Here is a 25,062-nt window from a genome sequence, read left to right as displayed (position 1 = left end):
GACGACGGTCACCCATCCGGGAGGCGGCCACCCGTGGTATGCATGGGCGATGGCGAACCCCCGGCCGTACGACGCGGTGCTGTGCGACCTCGACGGCGTCATCCGCCTCTTCGACCACACCGAGCTGACCGAGCTGGAGCGTGCACCGGGTGATCGCCGATCACCCATCCGCCCGCACCGAGGCCGGCGCCCGCGCGGGCCGCGGCGATCTCGAACAACCCCCGGTCGGGCTTGCGGACGCCCTCGGCGCCCGAGACGGCCCACGCGTCCACGACCTCGTCCAGACCGGTCCGCCGGATCTTGCCGAGCTGGTTGTCCGCCAGCCCGTTGGTGACGATCGCCACCCGCCAGCCCGTCGTACGCAGGCGGGTCAGGCCGTCGCGCACCTCCCGGGGACAGCGGACGAGCTCAGGCATCCGGCGGCGGTAGGCGGCCCACAGGTCCTCGACGTGACCTTCGACGCCGAAGTCCTCCTTGATCTGCGCGAAGAGCGTCTCGCGCGGGAGGTAGCCGTGCCCGTCGAGGGCGACCAGCCGCTCCACCGCCACGGCGCCCAGGCCGCGGTCGTCCGCGAACTCCACGGCCCACCCGCGGAAGGCCTCGTCATGGTCGATCAGGGTGTTGTCCAGGTCGAACAGCGCGAGCCTCGTCACATCCGATCACGCTACCCGCCGCGCATCCGGCGCTCGTCGGTCAGTCGCGTACGACGCCGGAGATGACGGTGGTCACCATCCTGTGGACGGCGTCGGCCTGCGGCGGGCCGCCGTCCCGGTCGGCGAACAGCAGGTGCGAGGCTCCGAGCAGCGTGGGAGCGAGCGTGTCGACGTCGGCGTCCGCCGCGATGCGGCCCAGGTCGCGTTCGGCGGCGAGGTAGGCCGCGAGCATGGCCGCGGCCTCCGTCAGGAGCGGGAGGCCGGGGCCCGGCCTGGCCTGACGCAGCCGGGCGCGCAAGCCGTCCCTGGAGATGATCAGGCCGACGACCGCCACGGCGACCGACCCGAAGAGCTCGGTGAGCACGCCGGTGAGGTTGCCGGCGACGGTGCCGGTCCCGGCGGACCGGCGCAGGGCGGCGGCCTGGGCGTCGATCCTCGCGATGCCGTCGAGCACGAGCTCGGCGAGGAAGGCGTCGAAGTCGGCGAAGTGCCGGTGCAGGACGCCCTTGGCGCAGCCCGCCTCGGTGGTGACCGCCCGGCTGGTCAGCCCGCTCGGTCCGTCCCTGAGCAGGACGCGCTCCGCGGCGGCGAACAACTGCTCCCGCGCGTTGTGGAGGGCAACCCCCGTCGGCACCGTTCCGTTCCTCCTGTCCGTCCGCCGACTTTATCCCGTTTGACGAGTGGGCGTGTGCCCACTCATAGTGGGCGCATGCCCACCAACTCTTTCGAACACGAACCGCACAAGGCGCGAGGGATGGCGGAGTCGTTCGGCGTTGACGCCGAGCGCTACGACCGCACCCGGCCGCCCTATCCCGGCGCGATGGTGGAGCGGATCGTCGCCGCGAGCCCCGGCCGCGACGTCCTCGACGTCGGCTGCGGCACCGGCATCGCGGCCCGGCAGTTCCGGGCGGCGGGCTGCACGGTGCTCGGCGTCGAACCCGACGCGCGGATGGCCGGCTTCGCCCGCCGGAGCGGGATCGATGCGGAGGTGGCGACCTTCGAGGCGTGGGATCCCGCCGGCCGTACGTTCGACGCGGTCGTCGCCGGGACGGCCTGGCACTGGGTCGATCCCGTCGCCGGAGCGGTCAAGGCCGCGGAGGTACTGCGTCCCGGCGGGCGGCTGGCGGCGTTCTGGCACGTGTTCGAACCCCCGCCCGCCGTGGCGGACACCCACGCCGAGGTCTACCGGCGGGTGATGCCCGGCTTTCCCGCGCAGGACCGGCCCGCGGGGTCGGCCCTCGACGGCTACCGGCCGCTGTTCGACAAGGCCGCCGACGGGATCAGGGACGCGGGCGCGTTCGGCGACCCCGAGGAGTGGCGGTACGGCTGGCAGCGGTTCTACACCCGCGACGAGTGGCTGGACCAGATGCCCACGTCGGGCGTCCTCACCCGGCTTCCCCCGGACACGCTCGCGGAGGTGCTGGCGGGCGTCGGGGACGCGATCGACGCGATGGGCGGCGGCTTCACGATGTCCTACGTCACGGTGGTGGTCACCGCCGCGCGCGTCTGACCGTCACCCGCCGCGATCGTCCTGAGGACGACGACGGCGCTCAGACGGGATAGGTCACGGAGGTGAGCCGCTGGGAGACCTCCCACAGGCGCTCGCCCAGGCCGCGGTCGTGGGCGCGGGCCGCCGCCCTGACCCGCACGGGATGGCCGCGGATCTCGAACAGGCCGCCCGGGCCGTAGTAGTCGCCGCCGACGGCCTCGTGATCGGTCGCCGCGCGCAGGATGGGCCGCGCACCCATGGCCGCGGTTCGCCCGAACAGCCGGGCGATCAGCAGGTTCGGCACCCGGAACCATGGCGAGGAGTAGCGGAACACCTCCGTCGCGGCGCCGCCCGGATGCGCGGCCAGCGCCGCGGTGGACGCGCCGGCCGCCCGCAGCCGCCGCTGCAGTTCGTAGGTGAACAGCAGGTTGGCGAGCTTCGACCGGGCGTAGGCGCCCGCGCCGGAGCCGGGGTCGTCGGTGTCGATGCGGCCGAACCGGTGGCCGATGCTGCTGACCGTCACCACGCGGGACCCGGGCACGGTCAGCAGCAGATCCAGCATCAGCCCGGCGAGGGCGAAGTGCCCCAGGTGGTTGACGCCGAACTGGATCTCGAAGCCGTCCTCCCTGCGGCCCGAGAGCCCGGTCACGCCGGCGTTGTTGACGAGCAGGTCGATCCGGTCGTGGCGGGCGCGGATCTCGCCGGCCGCCTCCCGCACCGACGCGAGCGAGGCCAGGTCCAGGCGCACCACGTCGACGGTGGCCTGCGGCGCGTCGCGGCGGATCCCGGCGGCCCAAGCGGCCCCGTGCGGACGCGGTGCGCAACCGGGCCGCCATCGTCCGCGCGGCGCGCGAGCTCATCACGGCGCACGGGCCGGAGGCCGGGATGGACGACATCGCGGCGGCGGCCGGGGTGGCCGTGGGCACGCTCTACCGGCACTTCCCCACGAAGAACGACCTGGTCGAGGCCATCGTGACCGAGCTGGGCGCGACCATCGCCGAGACCCTCGACGCCGCCGTGGGCAGAGTGGGCGACGGCCGGAGCGCGGCCCTGGACGAGATCGCCGGGCTGCTGCACCGGGTGGTGGTGGACATGGGACAGGAACGCCTGCTCCGTGAGGCGGTGGCGGGCCTGGCGGGCGAATCGCTGCGCGGGATCCAGGAGCGCGCCGTCCACTCGCTGGAGATCCTGGTCGCCGCCGCCCACCGGGACCGCACGCTGCGGCCCGACGTCACGGCCGACGACGTCGCCCTGCTCCTGACCACCTCACCGGACGCCGGGGCGCCGGAGCGCGCCCGGAGACGGTGGGTGGAGCTCGCCGTACGCGCTCCCGCGCTGCCGGACGGCGGTCAGAAGGCGTAACGGACCGTGCAATACGGGATCTTCTCGGCGATCAGGTCGGTGAGCGCGGTGACGTAGCGGCCCTTGTGGCCGGTCTTGTAGCGGACGTTCCAGCCGCCGGTCTGCGAGCGCTTCGGCTGCTGGAGGTCGGGACGCCACAGCACCTCCTCGGCCTTGGGATGCCAGCCGAGGTTGACCTCGTGCAGCCGGTCGTTGTGCGTGAGGAAGATGACCTCGGCGGCGAGCTGCGCGCGGGCGGCCGGGCTGAGCGCGTCGTCGAGCTGCCCGAGCAGCTCGGCCCAGTCCTCCAGCCAGCCGTCACGGACGACGACCGGGCTGAAGTTGACGTGCACCTCGTATCCCGCCTCGACGAAGTCGTCGATCGCCGCGATCCTGTCGGCGACGGGCGAGGTGCGGATGTCGAGCAGCTTGGCGTCCGCGGCCGGCATCAGGCTGAAGCGGACACGCGTACGGCCCCGCGGGTCCCAGTCGAGCAGGTCGCGGTTGACGTACTTGGTGGCGAAGCTCGCCTTGGCGTTCGGCAGGCCGCGGAAGAGGCCGACGAGGTCGCGCACGTTGTCGGAGACGGTCGCGTCCACCGAGCAGTCGGAGTTCTCGCCGATGTCGTAGACCCAGGCGTGCGGATCGACCTGGTTCGGCTCGGGCTTGACGCCCTGGCGCCCGGCGTGCCTGGCGAGATAACCCGTGATCTTGTCGATGTTGGCGAACACGGTGATCGGGTTGCTGTAGCCCTTGCGGCGCGGCACGTAGCAGTACGCGCAGGCCATCGCGCAGCCGTTGGCGGTGGAGGGCGCGATGAAGTCGCTCGACCGGCCGTTGGGCCGCGCGGTGAGCGACTTCTTCACGCCGAGGACGAGCGCCTCGGTCTTGATCCTGACCCAGCGGGCCACGTTCGCCTCGTCCCCGTACAACTCGGGGATGCGGTGGTGGGCCTCGATCTCGATGCGCTCGGCCTCGGGGAACCGCTCCAGGATCTCCTTGCCGCGCGGCAGTCCGGCGGCGGCGGGCTCGACGTAGATTCGGCGGATGTCCAGCAGTCTCTGGCCTTCGTTCACCTATGTATAACAAGCCCGTAACGGCATGACTTCCCAGGTCAGAGGGCATCGAGGTGCTGGTCGGCCGGGCACGCGTACGCCGTCCTCGAGGCCAGCGTCCAGGTCCGGACGGCGGTCCCGCAGCGGCGGCAGCGCTCACGTTTGTAGACCCACCGCTCGTCCGGCGCCTCCGGGTCGCTGACCACCTGCCCGGCGTCGCGGCCCAGCGCGAGGTACCGCACGGCGGCGTCCCAGAGCCGCCCGGCGGCCTCGGCGCCGATGTCGCGGGCGCCGGGGTCGAGGCCGGTGAGGAAGAGCAGCTCCGCCCGCCAGGCGTTGCCGATCCCCGACCACACGCCCTGGTCGAGCACGGCGGCGCCGACCGGGACGTGGGCCGCGAGCAGGCGTTGTACGGCCTCGGTTCTGCCGACGTCACCCCGCAGGGGGTCGGGGCCGGTCGCGGCCCGCAGTGCGGCCAGCGCCCGCTCGTCCATCGGCTCGCAGCGGGCGGGCGCGATCAGGTCGAACGCCGCCTCTCCGGTGGCCAGACGCAGCCGGGTGCCCTTGCGGGGTTCGGCCGCCGGGTCGTCGTAGCGCAGGAAGAGACCCCGCATGCCGAGGTGTACGTGGATGGCCGGGGCGCCCTCCAGCCGGTAGAGCAGGTGCTTGCCGAGCGCCTCCACGCCCTCGACGACCCTGCCGTCGTACGGGCCGGCGTCGAACCTGCCCTGCGGGCTGGTGGCGCTGACCACCCGGCCGGCGAGCGCCTCGTGCTGCTCGTCCGCGTAGCGATGGACCAGATGCCCCTCCGGCATGCCCCTCGCCCTACCCGTCCCGTCCGGAGTTACCGTATCGATCATGAGTTACGAGCCGACGCCCGAGGAGATGGGCCACCTTCGCCGCTGTGTGGAGCTGGCGAAGGAAGCGCTGGAGGCGGACGACGAGCCGTTCGGCTCGGTGCTGGTCGCGGGGGACGGCGAGGTGCTGGCCGAGGACCGCAACCGGGTGGCGGGCGGCGACCACACGCGGCACCCGGAATTCGAGCTGGCGCGCTGGGCCGCGGCGAACATGACGCCGGAGGAGCGCGCGAAGGCCACCGTCTACACCTCCGGCGAGCACTGCCCGATGTGCGCGGCGGCGCACGGGTGGGTGGGGCTCGGCCGGATCGTCTACGTCGCGTCGTCGGCGCAGCTCGCGCGGTGGCTGGCCGAGTGGGACGTGCCACCCCCGCCGGTGCGGACCCTTCCGGTCGAAGAGGTCGCGCCCGGCGTGCGGGTGGCCGGGCCCGTGCCCGCGCTGGCCGACGAGGTCCGCGCGCTGCACCGCCGCCTCCACACCGGCTCCTGAACCTGCTCCCGCATCGGAACCGTTCCCCGGTGCCGTCCGCGCCCGGTCTTACCTGGGTGAGGTCGGCGCCCGGCTGCGCCCCGGCGCCCGGGGCCGTACAGCGGGACGCAGGCGCAGGCGCAGACGCCGCGGCGCCGGGGAGTGCTTGGATGGCACCATGGATCTCGACTGGGCCCGCGCGTTCGCCGCCACCTGGGCGGACGAATGGAACGCCCACGACCTCGACCGCGTCATGCGGCACTACGCCGACGACGTGGTGTTCCGTTCCCCGATCGCGGCGCGGCTCATCGAGGGCTCCGATGGAGTGATCCGCGGCAAGGACGCGCTGCGGGCCTACTGGGCCGAGGGGTTGCGGCGCAACCCGGATCTGCGGTTCGAGGTCGTCGGCGTCTACGCGGGCATCGACTGTGTCGTCATCAACTTCAGGAAGGAGACGGGGGCACTCGCCAGCGAGGTGCTGGTTCTCGAGGACGACCTGATCGTCTCCGGGTGGGGCACGCACGGCGCCGAGTGATCGGTCCGGGGATACTTCGGCGGTGTCCGAGCACGCCGTGACGCATGAGGCGAGGGCCCGCCGAGCATGGCCGTGGCTGGTCCTGGGGGTGTCGGTGACTCCGGCGGGCATGAGCGCGGGCGGCCAGCCCGACTTCTCCGGTCCGGGCTGCTTCCCGCCCGCCCCGCTGACGACGGTCGTACGGCGTGGCCGCGGTGACGCTCGTGCTCGGGGGGGAGGAACCGGGGAAGGCGGGCCGGTGAGCGGAGCACCAGTAAGATGCCACGGTCCAGTTAGACGGAGATCCACCCTGGAAGGGCTGCACGTGGCGCAGAAGGTGATTCTGGTTGACGACCTCGACCACTCCGAGGGCGACGATGTGGCGCGACGGGAGTTCCCGCTGCTGAACCGGACCTTCGCCATCGACCTGTCCGACGCGAACCAGCAGCGGCTGAGCGAGGCTCTCGCGTTCATCGAGGAAGTGCTGGAGAACGCCCGTGAGGTGAAGCAGGCGTCGCGGTCCAAGAAGGCCGCCGACACCTCCCCGCGCCTGCGGGGTTACACCCTGACGGACGTCCGCGAGTGGGCCCGCGAGCAGGGGCTGGACGTGCCCCCGCGCGGGAAGATGGCCGACGAGGTCATCGAGCGGTTCGTCGCGGCGCACCCCGACGCCGCCCCCGACGCCGGCCAGGAGGACCCCGCCGGACAGTCCGCGGAGGACTCCGCGGAGACGGCCGCCGCGCACGCGGAGGCGACGGCCGGCGTCTGAACGGACGCCTCGGAGCGGACTCTCCGCCCGGCCCGGCCCGCCGTGACGGGCGTCCGGGCCCGGGCTCCGCCCGTCTCCGCGCCTTCGCCCGTGGCCGTTCCCGGACGACACCCCGGCGTCGGGAAGCGGGGCGAAACGGGTCCGCCCAGGAGAACTCATGCCGCCGGCCCCGCATCCAATGGCGCATGAATCGTTTCCGGCATCTGCTCGCCCTCTCCTCCCTGGTCGTCACCTCGGTCAGCGCTGTGGCCGCCTCTGTGGCCGCCTCTGTGGCCGCCTCTCCCGCCCAGGCTTCCGTCCTCGCCGAGACGGCCTGCCCGACGGCTTCCAAAGCCGAGATCAAGCGGTCCACAGCGGGGAAGGCCGACCAGCCGCCGCGCGGCTCCACGGCCGTCAAGGGGCTCGTCACCGGCTACATCCCCACGGGCCTCGCCCACGGTGGGGTGGCCGCGGCGAAGCACAAGGGCTGGAGCGAGTACGGCTATGCGTGGTGGGACGACCGCGACGACGTGGACCCCGAGCACCGCGCGCTGTGGGTGCGGGTCGTCTGCAGGCCGGGCGCGCACAAGCTCTCGCAGCTCAGGAGGCTCCCGGTCGACATCGGCACGTTCCGGTGGAACACGAAGATCGAGAAGATCGGCGGCCGCAGGGTGATGAGCAGGCAGGGCGACGGCGCACTCGGGCACGGGAAGTACGTCGGCTGGGTCGAGCGCGAGGGCATCGTGATCACCGTGATGGCCAGCGAGCCCCTCGTCCCCGACCTCGGCAGAATCGTCAGGGCCATCCAGCTGTCCTGACCGCGACGGCGGCGTGCCCGCTCGGTTTCGGCCGGGTGCCGTCGGGCACGCCGCACGAGATGACCTACCGGTGCGGGTGAGCGCGCGACAGCACGATTTCGACTCCGTACCGGCACTGGAGAGGTCCAAGTTTTCCGCAAGCGGGCCTTTCTAGCGTCTCCGCCGACGCCCGGACAGGGCGATTCCGCCATGGCGAAGTGCGAGGAGACACTCATGCGGCTCGGATACACGGTTCCCCAGTACGGCGCGTTCGCCGACCCGGACTTCATGCGGCAGGCGAGCGCGGATCTCGAGGCGATGGGCTACGACAGCCTGTGGGCGGGCGACCGCGTCCTGCTGCCGCTGGCCCCCAGCGACCCGTACCCGGGAGGAGACGGGACGGTTCCGCCGGCCTTCGGGACGTTCTTCGACCCGCTCACCGCGCTGACACTGGCCGCGGTCAGCACGCGTGAGATCCGGCTGGGCACCAGCACGCTCAACGCGCTGTGGCAGCCGCCCGTGCTGCTCGCCCGTACGCTGACCTCGCTCGACCTGCTCAGCGACGGACGGCTGGACGTCGGCATCGGCCTCGGCTGGCTGCGCGACGAGTACACCGCGACCGGGGTGCCCTGGCGGGGCAGGGGAGACCGGCTGGAGGAGACGCTCGACCTGATGGAGGCCGTCTGGACGGACGAGGTGGTCGAGCACAAGGGCGCGCTCTGGACGGTGCCGCCGTCGCACATCGACCTCAAGCCCCGCCAGCGGCCGCGTCCTCCGATCCTGCTGGCCGGTTACACGCCCGGGGCGCTGGAGAGGGTCGGCCGGCGGGCCGACGGCTGGTTGAGCGCGGCCATGCCCATGCCGTACCTGACCGGCCTGTGGGACATGGCGCTGCGGGCCGCGTCCGGCGCGGGCCGGGACCCGTCCGCGCTGCGCATGGTGGTGCGCGTCAACCCGGCGATCACGGACGCACCGGCCCCCGCCGACCAGGTGCCGCACGCGGGGACCGTGCGGCAGGTCGCCGACTACCTGCTGACCCTCGCCGAGACCGGGGCGCACGAGGCGTTCGTCGACCTGCAGACGACGACCTCGTCGCGTGACCAGTTCCTCGACGTCGCGCACGCGCTGGTCGGCATGGTGCGGGCGGGCTGAGGCCATGTCCGACCGCCCGATGAAATCGGACATTCAGGGATAAAGGCGGCATAAGTGCCCAGCTAACGCCCCTTATCCATAAACAAGTCGTTAAACACCCTCAATCGCCGTTTGTCGCTTGTCCGGCCTGGAAAACATGACGTCGCGGGGCAATGGCCACTTAACGGTCATTAGACGGCATTCTTCGGCGTGCCGCACAAATTAGGCAGTTGAGCCTTTAGAGGGGGACATAGAATGCCCAAGCTCAAGAAGGTCATCGCCGGACTCGCACTTTCCACCGCGCTCGGCGGTGGCGCCCTCGTCGCGGGCGCCACGGCGGCGGGCGCGGTGACCGCCCCAACGGGCTCGGGTTATGCCACCCCGACGGAGAACGAGTTCACGAACGGATACAACAACACCTTCGACAACACCGGCAATAACCTCTACAGCAATCCGTGTAACACCTGTACGAACCCGTGTGACAACCGCTGCGGCGGAACGTGTGGAAACGGGTGCGCCGGTCCGACGGAGAACTATTTCGACAACGGTGTCAACAACACCTTCAACAACGTCTCGAACAACCTCGTCGCCGGCCCCGTCGACGGTTACGCGAACAACTGCGCCTGGAACACGCCCTACTGGGACGACTGCTGGTGGGAGAACTGCTTCTGGGCCAACCGCTACTGGAACGACTGCTGCTACAACTAGGCCGTCTCCCGCGACCGCGGTCCGGCGGGAAGCCGGAGCGGCGGCCGCACGCCTCGGCGTGCCCCTCCGCGTCCACGCGACGTACGTGGAGGGGCACCTGCCCGGACCTGCGCACGCGTCCTGCTGAAGTCAGATCCAACCGGATCACAAGTCGCCGTCACTAGAACAGACCGTCGGTATGCAACCCGTCGGTTCTGGGGGTCCGGTGTCAAGGCGGCGATTGATCAGCGCGCTGTGCGTCGTGGGGATGATGTCAGGTCTGGTGACCGGCCTGCCACAGGCCGCGTCCGCGGCCGCGCAACCGGACGCGGAGACCGCCGCGCTCGTGTCCGCGGTCGAACGCTTCGCCGCCGTCGGCAGGGGGATGGCGGCGCTCGGCCCGATGGGCGAGCAGTTGCCCCTCGTCGGCCTGGTACCCGGCGGGGAGGACGGCCTGGGCCTGCGCGACCTGTTCGACGTCGCGGTCCACGACCGGCTCAAGAACCTGACCAGCCTGTCGGATCTGGAGGACGAGTATCCGCTGTCCGGTCCGCGCAGCGGCCGGTTGCTGGCCGAGGCGAGCACCCAGGGCGGCGTCAGGCACCTCGACCTGACCCTGGAGGTGACCAGGACGGTCGCCGACCGGCCGGTCTCCATCGGCAGCGCACAGCCCAAAATCTCGCTGACGACCTCCGGGGGGGTCGACGTCACGCTGAAGCTGGGCGCGAAGCTGCCCTTCGCCTACGACCCCGCCACCAAGACGGCCTGGCTGGGCAAGGACGCCGTCGTGACGGTGCAGGCCGACGGGCGGCTGACGGCGGGGGCCAAGCCCACGGCCGCCTTCGGCATCCTCGGCGTCGACCTGTCCGCGGGCTCGTCGCTCTCCTTCACCTCCACGTTCACCTCCACCGCCGCCGACCCGGACGGCGACGGCCGGCTCGACCTGCGGGAGCTGGGCGCGGACGGCGCGGCGGCCGGCCTGTTCACCTTCGGCAAGAAGGGCTCGGCGACCGCCAGGCTCGCGGTCACCGCGCAGCCGTTCGCCGGAGCCCAGGTCGAGGGCGCCACCGCGACCGTCGACGTGAGCTGGCCCGACCTCGCCACGGGCGGACCGCAGGTGAGTGTGAGCCAGCCCGACCTCGACCGGCTGAACCGCTTCCAGACGCTCACGCCGAAGGACCTGCTCGACGGGCTGACGCATCTGTCCGGCGCGATCACCGCCGTGCAGCGGGCCCGCTGGGGCACCCAGGGGGATCAGGGCGGCCAGGGCGACCTGGACCTGCCGTTCATGCGGGGTTCCCTGGCCGACGCCGTGCGCATCTCCGAGGCGCTCGACAAGTTCGTCGCCGACAGCGTCGACCGCGACACCGGTCAGCCCACCTTCACCTCGATCCAGGACATGTTCGCCGCGCTGGGCAGGGCGCGCGGCCTTCCCGGCGGCGCGATCATCAAGGTCGCCGACGCGGGCTACGACGACGCCACCAAGAAGATCGCCTTCACGCTCGTGATCGACCGCGCGGTCAACCCCGTGCCCGAGCCGCTCAACCCCGGCGGGCAGGCGAACAGCGGCGCGGGCACCGGCGTCACCTACACGGCCACGACGCTCAGGCACGCCGGCCAGAAGTGGACGCCCGGAGAGTTCACCGGCCGCACGATCACCGCGGGCACGTCGACCGGCATGGTGGCCGGCAACACCGCCGACGTCGTCACGCTGACCGGCGACGGCTGGCGCGGCGGCGTGCCCGCGGCCGGGACCGCCTACCGGATCGCCGCCGCCGACCCGATGATCGGCCAGATCACCTTCGGTGACGCCTTCAAGGCCCGCTCGGGCCTCGCCCAGGCCAACGCGACCACCTCGGTCGCCGGGGTGATGCGCGGCTACCACGCCGCCGCCACGGTCGTGCTCGACCTGAGCGACCCGGCCACCGGCGAGGCGTGCGCCACCCGCCCGGACGGGCAGCGGAAGGCGTGCCCCTACAAGCACACCAACCCCGACGGCAGCGCGACCGTGGTCACCGAGCTGCCCCGGCCCGCCGACCGGATCATGCTGCGTACCGGCCGCGACCTGTTCGGCGCCCGCGTGTCGGTCCTCACCTCGGTCAACGTGGACGCCGTCGTCGGCTACCTCGGCGTACGGCTCACCGGCGACCTGTCCATGAGCAGCAAGACCGGTGGCGACGTGGTGAAGGTCGCGCTCAAGGACGCCGGGGACGTGCCGCTGACGCGGCTGTTCGAACGCCTGGCGAGCGACCCCGCGGACGTCCTCACCACCCAGGTGGACGCCACCGCCACGGCCAGGCTGACCCTCGGCGTCCCCGGACTGGCCGACTTCTTCGGCGGCAAGGTCACCGGTGACGTGCAGATGCCGGATGTCCGGACGCCCGGCACCGTGGTCTTCCGCGGCTTCGACCAGATCGGCAAGGTCAAGGACTTCGCCTTCGACCCCGACAACCCGCAGGCGCTGTTCGGCGCGCTGGTCAAGTCGCTGGGCGCGCTGGCCACCTATCTCGACCGCGTCAAGCCCGAAGGGCCGGTCGGCACGGCGATGACGGCGAAGCTGCCGCTCCTCGGCCGCTCGCTGTCCGACCTCGTCGCCGCCGACGAGATGGGCTCCGGCCCCGGCGTCGTGTACGGCGACGGCGCCTGCGGCAGCGAGAACGGCTTCGTCACCGACCCGTCGCGGACGTTCACCCAGGCGCACATCGGGCGCGGCGTCGTGATCGGCACCCGCGTGATGACCGTCGCGGCCGTCTGCGGCGAGCACACCATGGCGTTCACCGCGAAGTTCGGGCAGGTCCGTCCCGAGCCGGGCACGGCGTACGCGCTGCGTTCACCGCTCAGGGACGCGATCGACCGGCTCACCGCGGCCCCGCCGGACACCGTCCAGGCGCTGGTGGCCGAGCTGAACAAGGCGCTGGGCGGCCAGGTCCGCATCGGCTACGAGGACGGCGCGCTGCGCCTGTCGCTGGCGTACGACAAGAAGGCGGCGCTGAAGGAGCCGCTGCGATTCTCCTTCGGGGACAGCAGCCTGGTCGCCGCCTCCGGTTCCGGCACGCTCGACGCCTCCGTCGGCGGGCAGATCCGGCTGGGGCTGCGGGTGGCGCTCAAGCGCGATTTCGACCTCGCCCGCGACCTGCTCGTCGAGACCGACTCCGGCCTCGACCTGGAGGCGAACGCCCGGCTCGACGGCGCGATCAAGGCGAACATCGGCCCGCTGCCCGTCTCGGTCGGCAAGGCGGACGACGACGACCCGATGCAGGCCAGGCTCGCGTACGGCGTGACCCTCCGGTACGACGGCGAGTCGCAGGAGGCCGTGCCGCCGGCCGACTTCTTCGCCGGGCTCGACCTGGCGCTCAACGAGACGACCGAGTCGGTCACCTGTGACCGCGACCCCCGGCGCGACGAGACCGACCTCGCGCTGTGCGCGGTGCTGCCCGCCTACGTGAACGGCAGCCCGATCACCGCGGACGGCAGGCACGCGCTCGTGCTGCGCCTGCCCAGGGCCGCTCCGCTTGCCGAGATGTTCGACCTGACGAAGAAGCTGCCGGGCGACATCGACCGGCTGGAGGTGCCCGAGTTCGACTTCTCCACCCTGCCCGCCGGGCTGGAGCTCGACTGGACCAACCTCGGCGACGGCATCGACCGCTACCTCACCGCGCTGGAGGCCGGCATGCGCACGGTCTCCTACGGCGGCAGACTGCCCCTGGTCGGCGACGACCTGCAGCAGGGCGCGGACTTCGTCGGCGCCAAGCGCCAGGAGATCAAGGCGGCGATCGCCACGCTGCCGAACGGCGGCCGGGTGCCCACCGGCAAGGACCTGCGCGAGTGGTACAACGCCGAGCTCGCCCCCAAGGTCGGCCCCGGCGTGCAACCGCTGATCACCTGTGTGCAGGCGCCGGAGCCCGCGGACCCCACCGCCTGCGACGCCGCCAAGGGCACCGAGCTGACCGGCGTGAAGTTCACGATGAGCATCGGCAAGGGCACGGTCGACCCGCGGCAGGGCTGCGTGGAGGGCTGCGCGGCCCTCGAACGGCAGCTGGACATCGGCGTCCCCGGTCTCGCGCTGCGGCAGGGCCCGGGCAAGGGCGTGCGGGCCGAGCTCGGCTGGCACGTGGACGTGACCGTGGGCCTCGACCGCGTCAACGGCTTCTACATCGACGCGACGCCCGACAAGAGGCCGCAGGCCACCGTGGGCGTGAACGTGTCGCTGCCCGACGAGATCAACGCCAAGCTGTCCATCCTCGACGTCACGGTGAAGAACCGCTCGCCGCAGTCTCCCGACCTGTTCGCGGGCACGTTCACCGTCGGGCTCAAGCCGGTCGGCAAGATCGGGCTGGCGCAGCTCGCCGACGCCTCCGACCTGGTGGAGACGTCGCTGCACGCCAACGCGGCCGTCGACTGGCGCTTCACCGTGACGCCCGGATCGCCGATGCTGCCCGGTCTGTTCGGCGACTTCCACCTGGCATGGGACCTCACGAAGGGCGGCTCGCCCGACCCCGCGAACCTGTCCATCGCCTTCACCGACGTCAACCTGGAGGCCGGCGACTTCTTCCGTACGGTCCTCGGGCCGGTGGTGACGCAGGTCAAGCGGGTCACCGACCCGGTGCGTCCGGTCGTCGACCAGCTCTACGCGCCCATCCCGGTGCTCTCGGACCTCAGCCGGGCCGCGGGCGGCGGCGACGTGAACCTGATGACGATCGCCAAGAAGTTCAACACCCTGGGCGGCAACAGCACGACCCAGTTCATCGAGCGGATGATCGAGATCACCAAGCTGGTGACCTCGCTGCCCGACTGCCGGGGCGAGCTGCACATCCCCATCGGCAGCTTCACCGTGGCCGGTGACAGGGCTCTCACCACGGAGAACTCGCCGGACGTGGCGGACTCGCTGATCGCCGACGTGTCGCCCACCACGGACAACCTGCTCGCGGCGCTCGACCAGGGCGCCAGGAGCTGCGACAAGGGCAAGGCCGCCACCGCCGCGAAGGCCGCCGCGGACGAGCAGGGCCCGATGCAGCAGTCCGGCAAGGCCGGTTTCAGCTTCCCCGTGCTCGACAACGCCGGGCGGTCGATCTTCAGCCTGCTCATGGGCAAGGACGTCGAGCTGGTCGCCTTCGACTCCGGTCCGCTGCGCCTCGGCTTCACCTACAGCCAGTCGTTCGGCCCGGTCTACGCGCCGCCGCCCATCATGGTCGTCATCTCCGGCACCGCCGGAGTCGAGGCGCGGATCAGGGCGGGCTTCGACACCTACGGCATCCGCAAGGCCATCGAGCAGGGCAAGGCCGACCTCCAGATCCTCGACAGCCTCTACCTGAAGACCACCGACGAGCGGGGCCGGCCGCTGCCGGCGATCAGCCTGTACGGGACGCTGGAAGCGGGAGCCGGAGTCGACCTGCTGCTCGTCAAGGCGGGCGTGAGCGGAGGAATCGCCCTGGGCATCTCGATGCTCTGGGCCGACCCGACCAACGACGGCAAGTTCAGGTTCTTCGAGTTCGCGGGCGTCCTGCTGCGCAACCCGCTGTGCCTGTTCACCATGGAGGGCAAGCTCAAGGTCTATCTCAAGGCCTGGGTGGAGATCGGCATTTCGATCTTCAAGAAGCGGTTCGACTGGACGATCGTCGAGGCCACGCTGCTCGACTTCTCGGCCAAGCCGAAGTGCGACGAGGCCCCGCCCAAGCTGGCCACGGTCAGCGGTGAGGCGCTGGTGCTGCACATCGGCCCGATGCGCGCGGCCAGGGGCGGCAGCACGGCCAAGCCCGGCGACGACGCCGAGCAGTGGACGGTCAGCCAGCTCCCCGGCGACGAGGGATTCGTGGTCAACGCCCTCGGCGTCCGCGAGGAGCACCACACGGCGGGCCTCGACCGGGTGCTGGCCGACGGCCGCGGCGCCAAGGGCGGCCTCAAGCTCGTCTTCCAGGGGTACGCCGACGACTCCGGCGCGCCGTTCCCGTTCGACCGGAAGATCGTCGCCTTCGGCGGCGACGGCGACGACATGATCCTCGCCGGCGCCGGAAAGAACGTGATCGACGGCGGCAGGGGCGACGACCAGATCACCAGCGGCGACTCCTACGACGAGCAGGGCGGTACGGCCGCCATCCTGGCCGGAGGCCCGGGCGACGACTACCTGACGATCGGCGGCGCGGGGGGCTGGGTCGCCGGCGACGGCCGCCTGACTCCCGCCGTCCGCAAGGTCGGCACGGCCGAGGTGGCCGACTGGACCGCCGACGGCCTGCCCGGCGCGCCGGACGACGGCCCGGGTGACGGAGACGACCGGATCGCCGCCGGGCTCGGTGCGAACCGGCTGTGGGGCAACGGCGGGAACGACACCATCGGCGTCGCCTCCGACAGCCCTCTCGCCGAGACCGACCCGTCGCCCCGCTACCGCGCCCAGCCGAGCCTGCTGGTCGGCGGGCCCGGCGCCGACACTCTCACCGGAGGATCGGCCGCCGACGAGATCCACACCGGACCGCGGGAGGAGTTCGGGCCCGACGAGGCGGGACCGGCCGACTCGGGGCCGAACTACGTCGACACCGGTGCGGGCGCCGACACGGTGTACGGCGGCCGGGCGGTGGACCTGGTGGCGGGGCACTCCGCTCCCGGCGAGACCGTACGGATCCTCGGCGGCGGCGGCGAGGACGTCCTCGCGGGCGGCCACGGCAAGGACGAGATCTTCGGCGGCCCCGGCGACGACTGGGTGATCGCCGAACCGTCCGACGTGAGCGAGGCCGACGGCCGCGACGACTACGGCCCGGCCAGGCGGGTGCGGCACCTGCCGCTGCCCGCGGGCGTGCAGCCCTCGGTGAAGCTGCTGGTCGGCGGTGACGGCGACGACCACGTCGTGGGCGGCGACGGCGGCGCCACGATCTTCGGCGACAGGCGGCGCGACGAGCCCTGCACGGATGCCGGGGCGGACGGCGACGGCCGCGACCTCGTCCTCGGCGGCTCCGGCACGGAGACCGTCTCGGCCGGCGGGGGCGCGGACCGGGTCGAGGCCGGTGGCGGCAGGGACCGCGTCTGCGGTGAGAAGGGCGACGACACCCTGTACGGCGGCGCGGGCGACGACGACGTCAGCGGCGGTTCGGGTGACGACACCGCCTACGGTGACGACGGAGCCGACGAGGTGACCGGCGGCCCGGGCGACGACACCCTGTACGGCGGCGCCCAGGACGACGTGGTCGTCGGCGAGGCCGGCGAGGACACCGCGTTCGGCGGCCTCGGTGACGACCTGCTCGTCGGCGGCAGCCGTACGGCGGGCAGGGACGACGCGGGCGACACGCTCTACGGCGACGCCGGAGCCGACCGCCTGGTCGGCGACAACGGCGACGCCACCGGCTCGTCCGACCTCGACGGGACGCCGGAGAAGGCCGGCGGGCCCGACGTGATCCACGGCGGTGACGGCGACGACACCGCCTTCGGCGGGATCGGGGCCGACGAGGTGCACGGCGACGCCGGTGACGACCATCTGGAGGGCGGCAACGGCGCCGATCAGGTCTTCGGCGAGGCCGGGGAGGACGAGCTCGCCGGAGGCGGCTCCGGGCCGCACCCCGACGCGGGCGACACCCTGCTCGGCGGGGACGGACCGGACGTGATCGCCGGCGACAACGCCGTCCTGAGCACGACCGGCACGGCCACCCCCGTCGCCGTACGGCCCGGTCAGGCGCACACCCACCGGGTGGAGCCGCTCGCCGGCGGCTCCGGCGCGGACGTCGCCGACGGCGGCGCGGGCAACGACGCGATCTTCGGCCAGGGCGGCGCCGACCGGCTCCGCGGCCAGGACGGCGACGACTATGCCGAGGGAGGCGCGGGCGTCGACTGGGTCGAGGGCGACCGGGGCGACGACGACGTGGTGGGCGGCTCGCACGTCGCGGCGGACGACGCCGCCGACGCGCTGTTCGGCGGCCCCGGCGACGACGTCGTCACGGGCGACAACGCGGTGGTGACCCTGGCGGGCACGCCTACCCGGGCCACCGTCCGGCTGGGCTCGGCCGGCGCGCCGATGACCCCGCGGGCGGTGAAGCTCCTGGGTGAGGGCGCGGGCGAGGATCGCGTCTCCGGCGGGTCGGGCGTCGACGCGCTGTGGGGACAGGACGGCGACGACCACCTCTCCGGCGGCGGCCAGGGCGACTACGCCGAGGGCGGCGGCGGCGCCGACCAGATCCGCGGCGACCTCCCGCTGTCGGCCGAGTCCACCCAGACCGAGAGCGAGCCGCTCGGCGACCCCGGGTGGAAGGGAGTCGCGAGCGAGCCAGCGGAGCTGGAGGGCGACACCACCCCCGGCCAGGACGATCTGATCGGCGGCTCGGCCACGCCGGGCGCGGCCGACAAGGGCGACGCGATCGAGGGCGGCGGCGCGGCCGACGTGCTGCTCGGCGACAACGGCTCGCTCGTCCGCACGCTGACCGGGAACACCGAGCGGGTCTACACCGAGCGCTACGCGGCGGGCCAGGCCCCGGCCGACGCCACGCGCAGCCGTACGCACGACCCGGCGCTGCCCGGCGACTCCACCCGGTTCTGCACCCAGGCCCAGCCGACGTGCGAGCCGGCGGGGGCCTTCGGCGCCGACCGCCTGTACGGCGACGAGGGCGACGACGGGCTGTGGGGACAGGACGGCGACGACCGGTTGTACGGCGGCGCGGGCGACGACGACCTGTTCGGCGAGCTCGGCGACGACGAGATGGACGGCGGCGACGGCGAGGACGCCATGCTGGGCGACCGCGGCGGCGTGGTCGACGAGCGCATCGACGCGGGCGACGCCCAGCGGCTCGGCTTCACCGTCAGCCTGAACGCCCCGCCGAAGGAGACCTACCGGGGCTTCCCGGCGGGCTCCTACGACCGCCGTACCGACCTGCTGCACGACGCGGACGGCGACACCTGGGTCACCGCGGCCATGCCGCACGACGGCTTCGCCAAGGGCGGCGACGACCGCATGCGCGGCGGGCCGGGCCGCGACAGCATGCACGGCGGCGCGGGCGACGACCTGATCAACGGCGACAGCGGCGGCGACGAGGTCTTCGGCGACGACGGCGCGGACGTCATCTGGGGCGGCAAGGGCTGCGACCCCGTCCTGGACGCGGCGACCGCCGACTGCCTCGGCGGCGGCGCGTTCGACCCGGCCGCCCGGGGCACCGGCGACCGGTTCGTCGACCACGTCTTCGGCGGAGCCGGGGCGGACCTGCTCGACTACAACCCGCGCGGCTCCTTCCCGGACGACTGCGCCCCCGGCCGCATGCCCGAGGGCACGCTCACCACCGTCGTCGACCCGTGCCTGTGGTTCCGGATGACCGGCAAGGACAACGCGTCCGCCGCCGACGACCAGCACCACCAGGGCGTCGACTGGCAGTACGGCGGCGAGGGCCGGGACGTGCTGCAGGGCGACCGCACCGCGAACGGGCCCAACCCGGGCGACAAGATGATCGACTGGAACGGGTCGTTCAACCTGTACACCCACTGTGGTCCGGCCAACGGCGGGCACAACATCGTCCGCCAGCACTCGCCCGCGATGCGCGACTTCCTCGCCAAGGTGGCCTGGGGCTCCGGCGCGGGCCGTGTCCAGGGCGACCCCTCGGCCGAGCGTGAGCTGGCGATCCCCGCCGGCGACAACGGCTCGCCCTATCCCACCTCACCCGGACACTTCGACTCGCCCGTCGCCTGCGCGGGCTGATCAGGAGAAAAAGGATGTTACGCCGACTGATGGCGGCCGCCCTGGTCGCCACCGGACTGGTCGCGGCCCCCGTGCCCGCCGCGCACGCGGCCCCCGCGAAGCCGCCCTCGTGTGATCCGGGGTACTGCTTCACCGTCGACGTGAAACTCGACCGCGCCCCGGCCGTGGGACAGACCGCGACGCTCACGGTCGAGGTCACCGCGAAGGAGGACCTGCCGGACGCCACGACCGTCATCGAGCTGCCGGAGACGCTGCGCTGGGTGCGCCCGCCCGCCGGGCTCGACCGCGGTGCGGCGACGATCGGCCGCAGCCCCGTGGACCGCGCGAGCCGTACGGAGCGGGCCCGGCGCGGCAAGGCCGTCCGGTACGAGGGCGTGGTCGCCGCCGTCGCCCCCGGTCCCGCCTCGATCCGCGTCCAGGCCCGCGACGGGCGCCCGGGCCCGGGCAGCGAGGGGCTCGCCTACCTCACGATCGGGGAGCGGTCGTCGATCTTCGGCATGCCGCGCGATCTCCCCGTACGCGAGGCGCGGATGCCGGCCGCGGCGAAGTCCCTCGCCGGGGACACCTGCGTACAGGGGCGCGTCAAGCACGTCCAGTCGGAGGACGGCACGGTCAGGGGCGTGCCCAGGACGCTCGTGGAGGCGTGGGACACCGACGCGAAGGGCCCCGACAATCTCGGCTGGACGCTGACCGACGGCGCGGGCGACTACAAGATCTGCTTCCCCGGCGTCGACCAGGACGGCGGCGCGCAGGACGTCTACATCCAGGTCAGCTCCATCAACAACGAGTGGGACGTGGTGAACCCGGCCACCGGGGACTCCTACAGCGGAGTGAGCGAGGTGACCTGGGACGTGCCCGCCGGCACGCTGACGACCATCGACTACGAGTCCGGGCGCGGCAGCCCGCTGGAGGGCGGGTTCCGCGTCTTCACCTCGGCGTACGAGACCTGGAAGGCGTACACGGGCTGGCTCGGCGTGCCCGGGAACGAGTGCTGGAAGCCCGGCGAGGTGAACTGCCAATCCGTGCGGATCCTGTGGGCGCCCGACACGGCCGGCGGGTCCTACTACTGCCCGTACGCAGGCGGCGCCGAGTGCCCGAACCGCTTCGAGCTCCACCTGGGCGCGCCGGCCCAGCTCAGGAAGATGACGGTCGCCCACGAGCTGGGGCACTTCATCATGGACTACACCTACAACGGCATGCCGCCCATCGGCCCCCTTTGCCAGGACCACTGGGCCCAGAAGATCACCACCCCGGGGTGCGCCTGGACCGAGGGGTGGGCCGACTGGGTGGCGATCCAGGTCTACGGCGACACCCACTACCGCTGGGGCACCGATGGCGCGATCGACCTGGAGAGCCCGCGCTGGTTCACCGAGGGCTGGCCGAGCGGAAGCGGCACGGACGCGGTCGAGGGCAGGGTGGCCGGTGTCCTCATCGACCTCGGAGACTCCGGAACGCGGAACGAGAAGTACTGGGACACCTCCAGCCTGGGCCCCGCGGGTATGGTGACCGCCTTCAGGAAGGCGCCGGCGGACGACATCCACCAGTTCCTCGGCCAGCTGGAGGCACGGGACCGGCCCGCCGCGGACGAGGTCCTGTTCCACAACACCGTGCTTCCCGGCTACTCCGAGATCCTCAACGACAGGACGGCGGCGTACCGGCCCGCCAACCTGCCGTACACGCAGGACTTCCGCACCACCGCCGGCAGCTGGTCCGTGGTGGCCACGGCCACCTCGGGGGCCGGCGGCGCGGACGTCGACATGCGGGTGACGCCCGCCGGCGCTCCGAACGACGCGGTCACCAGTTCCGAGTGGGGCAGCTCGGGCCCGGACTTCGTGGCCGTGCAGCCCACCCCGCAGGACGAGCTCTTCTCCGTCGCCGTGACCTCCGACACCGACTACCAGGAGTTCGTGACGGAGGCGGCGAAGGCGCCCGACGGCGACCTGGAGAAGGGCACGCCGATGGAGTTCGGGATGGGCGCCGACCGCCTGGTGGAGATCCGTACGACCTGGATCGAGAAGGGCGTGCCTTCGACGATCAACGTCCTCCCCCGGAACGGCCAGGACCTCGACCTGTTCGTCATGGCGCCGGACGCCGGCCGATGGGGCCTGCCACGATCCGCCGCGCGGCGCTCGGCGAGCGGCGGGCCGAACAAGGCCGAGCGGATCACCATCGCGGACCCGAAGGTGACCGGCGTCTACGCCGTCATCGTGATCAGGAAGAGCGGCGAGGGGAACGTCCTGCTCACCCACACCTGATCGGCACCGGAGCCGGGCGGCGGCCCTTCCTCCTCCCGGGGAGGGCCGCCGCTCCCATTGCGCACGTGCTCGCGCAGCGGTCAGAGGTGGCCGGCCCCGCCGTCACGGTCGGGACCGCCGAACTCACGCCGCATCAGGGGGATCGGACGAGGAAAACCGGTCTCCGGACGGTTCGCACGACCGTCGCGAACGCGCGGCGGTCAGCGTTCGGCGCCGAGCACCGCCCAGCGGCCGGATCGCAGTCTGGCCAGCGAGGCGACCATCCGGATCAGGAGGAAGGCCGACAACCCCGACCAGATGCCCACCAGCCCCCAGCCGAATCTGAGCGACGCCCACACCACCGGCAGGAACCCCAGCACCGCCCCGCTCACCGTCGCGGTGCGCAGGTAGGCCGCGTCGCCGGCGCCGAGCAGCACTCCGTCCAAGGCGAACACGACGCCGCCGATCGGCTGCAGGACGACGAAGAACCACCACGCCTGCGGCATCTCGGCCAGCACCGTGGCGTCGGTGGTGAACACGTGGGGCAGGGACCCGGCCAGCGCCGCGAACACCACGCCGAGCAGGCTCCCGAAGACCAGCCCGCATCCGGTCACCCGCCAGGCCAGGCGGCGCGCCCGCGCCGCGTCGTCCGCGCCGAGCGCGGCCCCGACCAGCGCCTGGGCGGCGATGGCCAGCGCGTCCAGGACGAAGGCCAGGAACATCCACAGCTGGAACACCACCTGGTGGGCGCCGGCCGCCGCGGCGGAGGTGCGGGCGGCGACCGCGGTCGCCGACACCCAGCACGTCTGGAAGGCCAGGCCGAGCACCACCAGGTCACGCGCCATGCCGAGCTGCGCGCGAATCGCGGACGGAACCGGGGCGAGCGGCACGCCCTCGGCCGCCAGCGCCCGCACGAACAGGCTCGCGGAGATGAGCTGCGCGACCACGTTGGCGACCGCGGAGCCGTTGATCCCCCAGCCGAGCCCGTACACCAGCACGGGGCAGATCACCGCGGAGATCCCGTTGCCGAGGAGCACGTAGCGCAGCGGGCGCCGCATGTCCTGGACGCCGCGCATCCATCCGTTGCCGGCCATCGTGACCAGGATCAGGGGCGCGCCGAGCAGGGCGATCCGCAGCCAGCTCACCGCGGCGTCGGCGACCGGGCCGTCACCGGCGAGCAAACCGGCGACCGGTGCGGCGAGCAGTTGTCCCGCCAGGGTGATCACCAGCCCCACGACCGCGCCGAGCCAGGTCGCCTGCACCCCCTCGGTCACGGCGTCGGCCCGGCGGCCGGCGCCGTACAGCCGGGCCGCGCGTGCGGTCGTGCCGAAGGACAGGAACGTCATCTGCGAGGCGATCTGCGCCAGCACGATCCCGCCGACCGACAGCCCCGCGAGCGGCACCGCGCCGAGACGGCCGACCACGGCCGTGTTGACCAGCAGGTAGAGCGGCTCGGCGGCCAGGACCCCGAGCGCGGGCACGGCGAGCGCGAGTATCTGGCGCAGCGGTGACCCGGCTCGATCCCCATCACCCATGGACGTCCTCAAGGAAAGGGCCCAGTGCGCCGGACCTCGCGATCTACTTGTTGCCAGTCTCTTGTTATTGCGAGCTATTTGCAACAAGTGCCGAGGGGTGAGGCAGAGAAAGGCCGGCCCTCACTGGTCATGCGAGGGCCGGCCGGCACGTGATCAGGACGCGGGACTCGGGGTCGGGGTGTCCGCGGGCGTCGGCTCAGGGCTGGGAGCCGCTGTCTCCGTGGGGGTCGTGGTCGGCTCGGGTGTGGCGGCCGGCGGCTCGGTGGGGATGAGCGTCGGCGTCGGGCAGGGCTTGGGGGTGCGCCAGACGGGCTTCCCGGAGCGCCACTGCAGGGAGTACGGCGTGCTCTTGCCGTGGTACCACAGCCGCTTGCCCGGCCGTGAGAGGTCGAAGACGTAGGCGGCCGCCGCCGTCTCCCCCTGCGGGGCGGCGGGCGTCGTCTGCTCGATCGGCGGAGGAACGGAGTCCGTCCCGCCCGGAAGGGGAGTGGGGGAGTCCACGGGCGGCGTGGGCGTGCCCTCGGAGGGGGCCGCGGTGCCTTCGGTCGGCGTGGTCTCCGGAGGAGTGGGCGTGCTCTCCGTCGGCGGCGTCGGGGTGCTGCCGGGCGGAGTCTGGGTGCCCTCCGTCGGCGGGGCCGGCGTGCTGTCCGGTGGCGTCGGCATATCGGTCGGCGGGGCCGGGCTCTGGGGGGCCGGGCTCTGGGGGGCGGGGCTCTGCGGGGCGGGCTGCACGGCCGCGACCACCGAGACCCAGGCGTCCTGCCGGATCTCGCCGCCGCGGCGACCGGTGAACACCCGCGTGGAGTCGGCGATCGCGTACGACCGCTCGAAGCCGTCCTGGCTGCGGAGGGTGATCGAGTCCTCCGACACGGCGACGGCCTGCCCGGTCTGGGTGAAGACGGGGACGGTGCCGCATCCGTCCTTGGTGGGCACGACCACCTCGCCGTGCAGCGCGCCGAGGAACGGCCCCACCAGGGGGACCCCGGTGGCAGGGGTCGCCGCGGGGGAGCCGGGGGCGGTCTCCGCCGGGCCGGCCGTCGGCGTGATCGTCACGGTGGCCGTCACGACGGGCTCGGACGTCTCGGGTGGCGTATTGACGGGCGTGGCGGCGGATGCCGCCGACGCCCCGGCGCCGCCCGCCGCGGTCAGCACGAACGCGGTCGCGAGGATCATGGGTGGGGAGATGCGCCGGCGTGACCCACCCGATCGGGACCGCAGTCCTTTACTCGGGTGGTGGGGGTTGGTCGGCATCACCGTTCCTCCGTATCGTCGATCCGATGGTCTCCGCCGAACGGCGGCGGTCGTATCGGAGCGCTCTGCCCCGATATCCGATGGAAGCGACGGGCGGATTTGTTGCCAAACCGTGTCGCTTCCGAGGGATTGTGGAGACCTTCCCCATATACGCCGACTCCATTCGGGGCAATCCGGGCCATGAGACGGTCCGGTCGCCTTTCGGCAGGTCGCGGGGGATCGACGGATTTCAGATTCTCCGGCCATCCGAGACGTTGATCTCATGTGGTGGGGCCCATGCCCCACCACACGGCCGCGGGCCGGGCGCACGCCGCGCCCGGCCCGCACTGTTCATCCGGTCGGCTCGCGGTGCAGGACAGCGAGGGGACGCTGTTGCCGCCGTTCCGCGACCCGAGGAGCCCGAAGGTCGTGCCGGCCCCGGCGCCGAGGCTGCCGTTGTAGCTCATGTCGCGGGCGGTCACGCTCGCCCCGCTGCCGCTCACCGTCGCGTTCCAGGCGTCGGTGACGGATCGGCCGTCGGCGAAGGTCCGCGTCACCGTCCAGCGCTTGATCGCCGAGCGGCCCGCGGTGACCTTGACCTCGGCCTGGAAGCCGCCGCCCCACTGGCCGATCAGGCGGGGACCCTGACCGTCCTCCTCCCGCG

At 72.7% G+C, this 25,062-nt stretch carries 17 protein-coding genes and 1 pseudogene; 10 read left to right on the top strand and 8 right to left on the bottom strand.

Annotated features, from left to right (window positions below):
* Positions 1 to 98 precede the first annotated feature (98 nt).
* Both AAH991_RS14540 and AAH991_RS14535 read right to left on the bottom strand, forming a co-directional pair.
* Entirely contained in the window at positions 99 to 653 is a 555-nt protein-coding gene (locus tag AAH991_RS14540) for an HAD family hydrolase (protein ID WP_346226326.1), read from the bottom strand.
* A gap of 40 nt (positions 654 to 693) precedes the next feature.
* A complete protein-coding gene (locus tag AAH991_RS14535) occupies positions 694 to 1,287 on the bottom strand; it encodes a TetR/AcrR family transcriptional regulator (RefSeq protein ID WP_346226325.1) in 594 nt (197 codons plus the stop codon).
* A 75-nt stretch (positions 1,288 to 1,362) separates the two neighbouring features.
* Here AAH991_RS14535 and AAH991_RS14530 point away from each other — a divergent pair, with 75 nt between their 5' ends.
* Positions 1,363 to 2,163 (top strand): class I SAM-dependent methyltransferase, encoded by an 801-nt coding sequence (locus AAH991_RS14530; RefSeq protein ID WP_346226324.1) that lies wholly within the window; start codon positions 1,363 to 1,365, stop codon positions 2,161 to 2,163.
* Positions 2,164 to 2,203: 40 nt separating this feature from the next.
* Here the strand turns inward: AAH991_RS14530 and AAH991_RS14525 are convergent.
* Positions 2,204 to 2,935, bottom strand: a pseudogene (locus AAH991_RS14525) (oxidoreductase); the annotation flags it as partial.
* Positions 2,936 to 2,958: 23 nt separating this feature from the next.
* On the opposite strand from AAH991_RS14525, the gene AAH991_RS14520 reads away from it, so the two are divergent.
* The gene (locus AAH991_RS14520; protein ID WP_346226323.1) at positions 2,959 to 3,504 is read left to right on the top strand and encodes a TetR/AcrR family transcriptional regulator; all 546 of its coding nucleotides are present in this window, start codon (positions 2,959 to 2,961) and stop codon (positions 3,502 to 3,504) included.
* Here AAH991_RS14520 and AAH991_RS14515 read toward each other — a convergent pair.
* Both AAH991_RS14515 and AAH991_RS14510 read right to left on the bottom strand, forming a co-directional pair.
* The gene (locus AAH991_RS14515) at positions 3,492 to 4,559 is read right to left on the bottom strand and encodes a spore photoproduct lyase family protein (protein ID WP_346226322.1); all 1,068 of its coding nucleotides are present in this window, start codon (positions 4,557 to 4,559) and stop codon (positions 3,492 to 3,494) included. The two genes, AAH991_RS14520 and AAH991_RS14515, sit on opposite strands and share 13 nt — an antisense overlap.
* A 38-nt stretch (positions 4,560 to 4,597) precedes the next feature.
* Positions 4,598 to 5,353, bottom strand: coding sequence for a DNA-formamidopyrimidine glycosylase family protein (locus AAH991_RS14510; RefSeq protein ID WP_346226321.1), 756 nt, complete (start codon positions 5,351 to 5,353; stop codon positions 4,598 to 4,600).
* A gap of 43 nt (positions 5,354 to 5,396) precedes the next feature.
* Here AAH991_RS14510 and AAH991_RS14505 point away from each other — a divergent pair, with 43 nt between their 5' ends.
* The 8 genes from AAH991_RS14505 (at position 5,397) to AAH991_RS14470 (ending at position 21,654) form a co-directional block, all read left to right on the top strand.
* A complete protein-coding gene (locus AAH991_RS14505; protein WP_346226320.1) occupies positions 5,397 to 5,885 on the top strand; it encodes a nucleoside deaminase in 489 nt (162 codons plus the stop codon).
* 157 nt (positions 5,886 to 6,042) lie between these two features.
* Positions 6,043 to 6,399 carry a nuclear transport factor 2 family protein gene (locus AAH991_RS14500; RefSeq protein WP_346226319.1) on the top strand — a complete coding sequence of 119 codons (357 nt, stop codon included), beginning with the start codon at positions 6,043 to 6,045 and terminating at the stop codon, positions 6,397 to 6,399.
* 304 nt (positions 6,400 to 6,703) lie between these two features.
* Complete coding sequence (locus tag AAH991_RS14495; RefSeq protein ID WP_346226318.1) at positions 6,704 to 7,147, top strand: histone-like nucleoid-structuring protein Lsr2; 444 nt, start codon at positions 6,704 to 6,706, stop codon at positions 7,145 to 7,147.
* A gap of 185 nt (positions 7,148 to 7,332) precedes the next feature.
* Positions 7,333 to 7,944: a hypothetical protein gene (locus AAH991_RS14490; protein ID WP_346226317.1), complete on the top strand. Its 612-nt coding sequence runs from the start codon at positions 7,333 to 7,335 to the stop codon at positions 7,942 to 7,944.
* 213 nt (positions 7,945 to 8,157) lie between these two features.
* On the top strand, positions 8,158 to 9,075 hold the full coding sequence (locus tag AAH991_RS14485) for a TIGR03619 family F420-dependent LLM class oxidoreductase (protein ID WP_346226316.1): 918 nt from the start codon (positions 8,158 to 8,160) through the stop codon (positions 9,073 to 9,075).
* A 234-nt stretch (positions 9,076 to 9,309) separates the two neighbouring features.
* Positions 9,310 to 9,762, top strand: a complete 453-nt coding sequence (locus AAH991_RS14480) for a hypothetical protein (RefSeq protein WP_346226315.1) — start codon at positions 9,310 to 9,312, stop codon at positions 9,760 to 9,762.
* A 262-nt stretch (positions 9,763 to 10,024) separates the two neighbouring features.
* The gene (locus AAH991_RS14475; RefSeq protein WP_346226314.1) at positions 10,025 to 19,399 is read left to right on the top strand and encodes a calcium-binding protein; all 9,375 of its coding nucleotides are present in this window, start codon (positions 10,025 to 10,027) and stop codon (positions 19,397 to 19,399) included.
* A gap of 14 nt (positions 19,400 to 19,413) precedes the next feature.
* Positions 19,414 to 21,654 carry a hypothetical protein gene (locus AAH991_RS14470; protein ID WP_346226313.1) on the top strand — a complete coding sequence of 747 codons (2,241 nt, stop codon included), beginning with the start codon at positions 19,414 to 19,416 and terminating at the stop codon, positions 21,652 to 21,654.
* A 200-nt stretch (positions 21,655 to 21,854) separates the two neighbouring features.
* Here the strand turns inward: AAH991_RS14470 and AAH991_RS14465 are convergent, their stop codons facing one another.
* The 3 genes from AAH991_RS14465 to AAH991_RS14455 form a co-directional block, all read right to left on the bottom strand.
* On the bottom strand, positions 21,855 to 23,168 hold the full coding sequence (locus tag AAH991_RS14465) for an MATE family efflux transporter (RefSeq protein WP_346226312.1): 1,314 nt from the start codon (positions 23,166 to 23,168) through the stop codon (positions 21,855 to 21,857).
* Positions 23,169 to 23,321: 153 nt separating this feature from the next.
* The gene (locus AAH991_RS14460; protein ID WP_346226311.1) at positions 23,322 to 24,341 is read right to left on the bottom strand and encodes a hypothetical protein; all 1,020 of its coding nucleotides are present in this window, start codon (positions 24,339 to 24,341) and stop codon (positions 23,322 to 23,324) included.
* Positions 24,342 to 24,679: 338 nt separating this feature from the next.
* Positions 24,680 to 25,030 (bottom strand): cellulose binding domain-containing protein, encoded by a 351-nt coding sequence (locus tag AAH991_RS14455; RefSeq protein ID WP_346226452.1) that lies wholly within the window; start codon positions 25,028 to 25,030, stop codon positions 24,680 to 24,682.
* Positions 25,031 to 25,062 lie beyond the last annotated feature (32 nt).

The sequence above is a fragment of the Microbispora sp. ZYX-F-249 genome (assembly GCF_039649665.1).
Lineage (GTDB): Bacteria > Actinomycetota > Actinomycetes > Streptosporangiales > Streptosporangiaceae > Microbispora > Microbispora maris.
The sequence above is the reverse complement of the archived record's forward strand: the minus strand, read 5'-3'. Positions and strand labels throughout refer to the sequence as shown.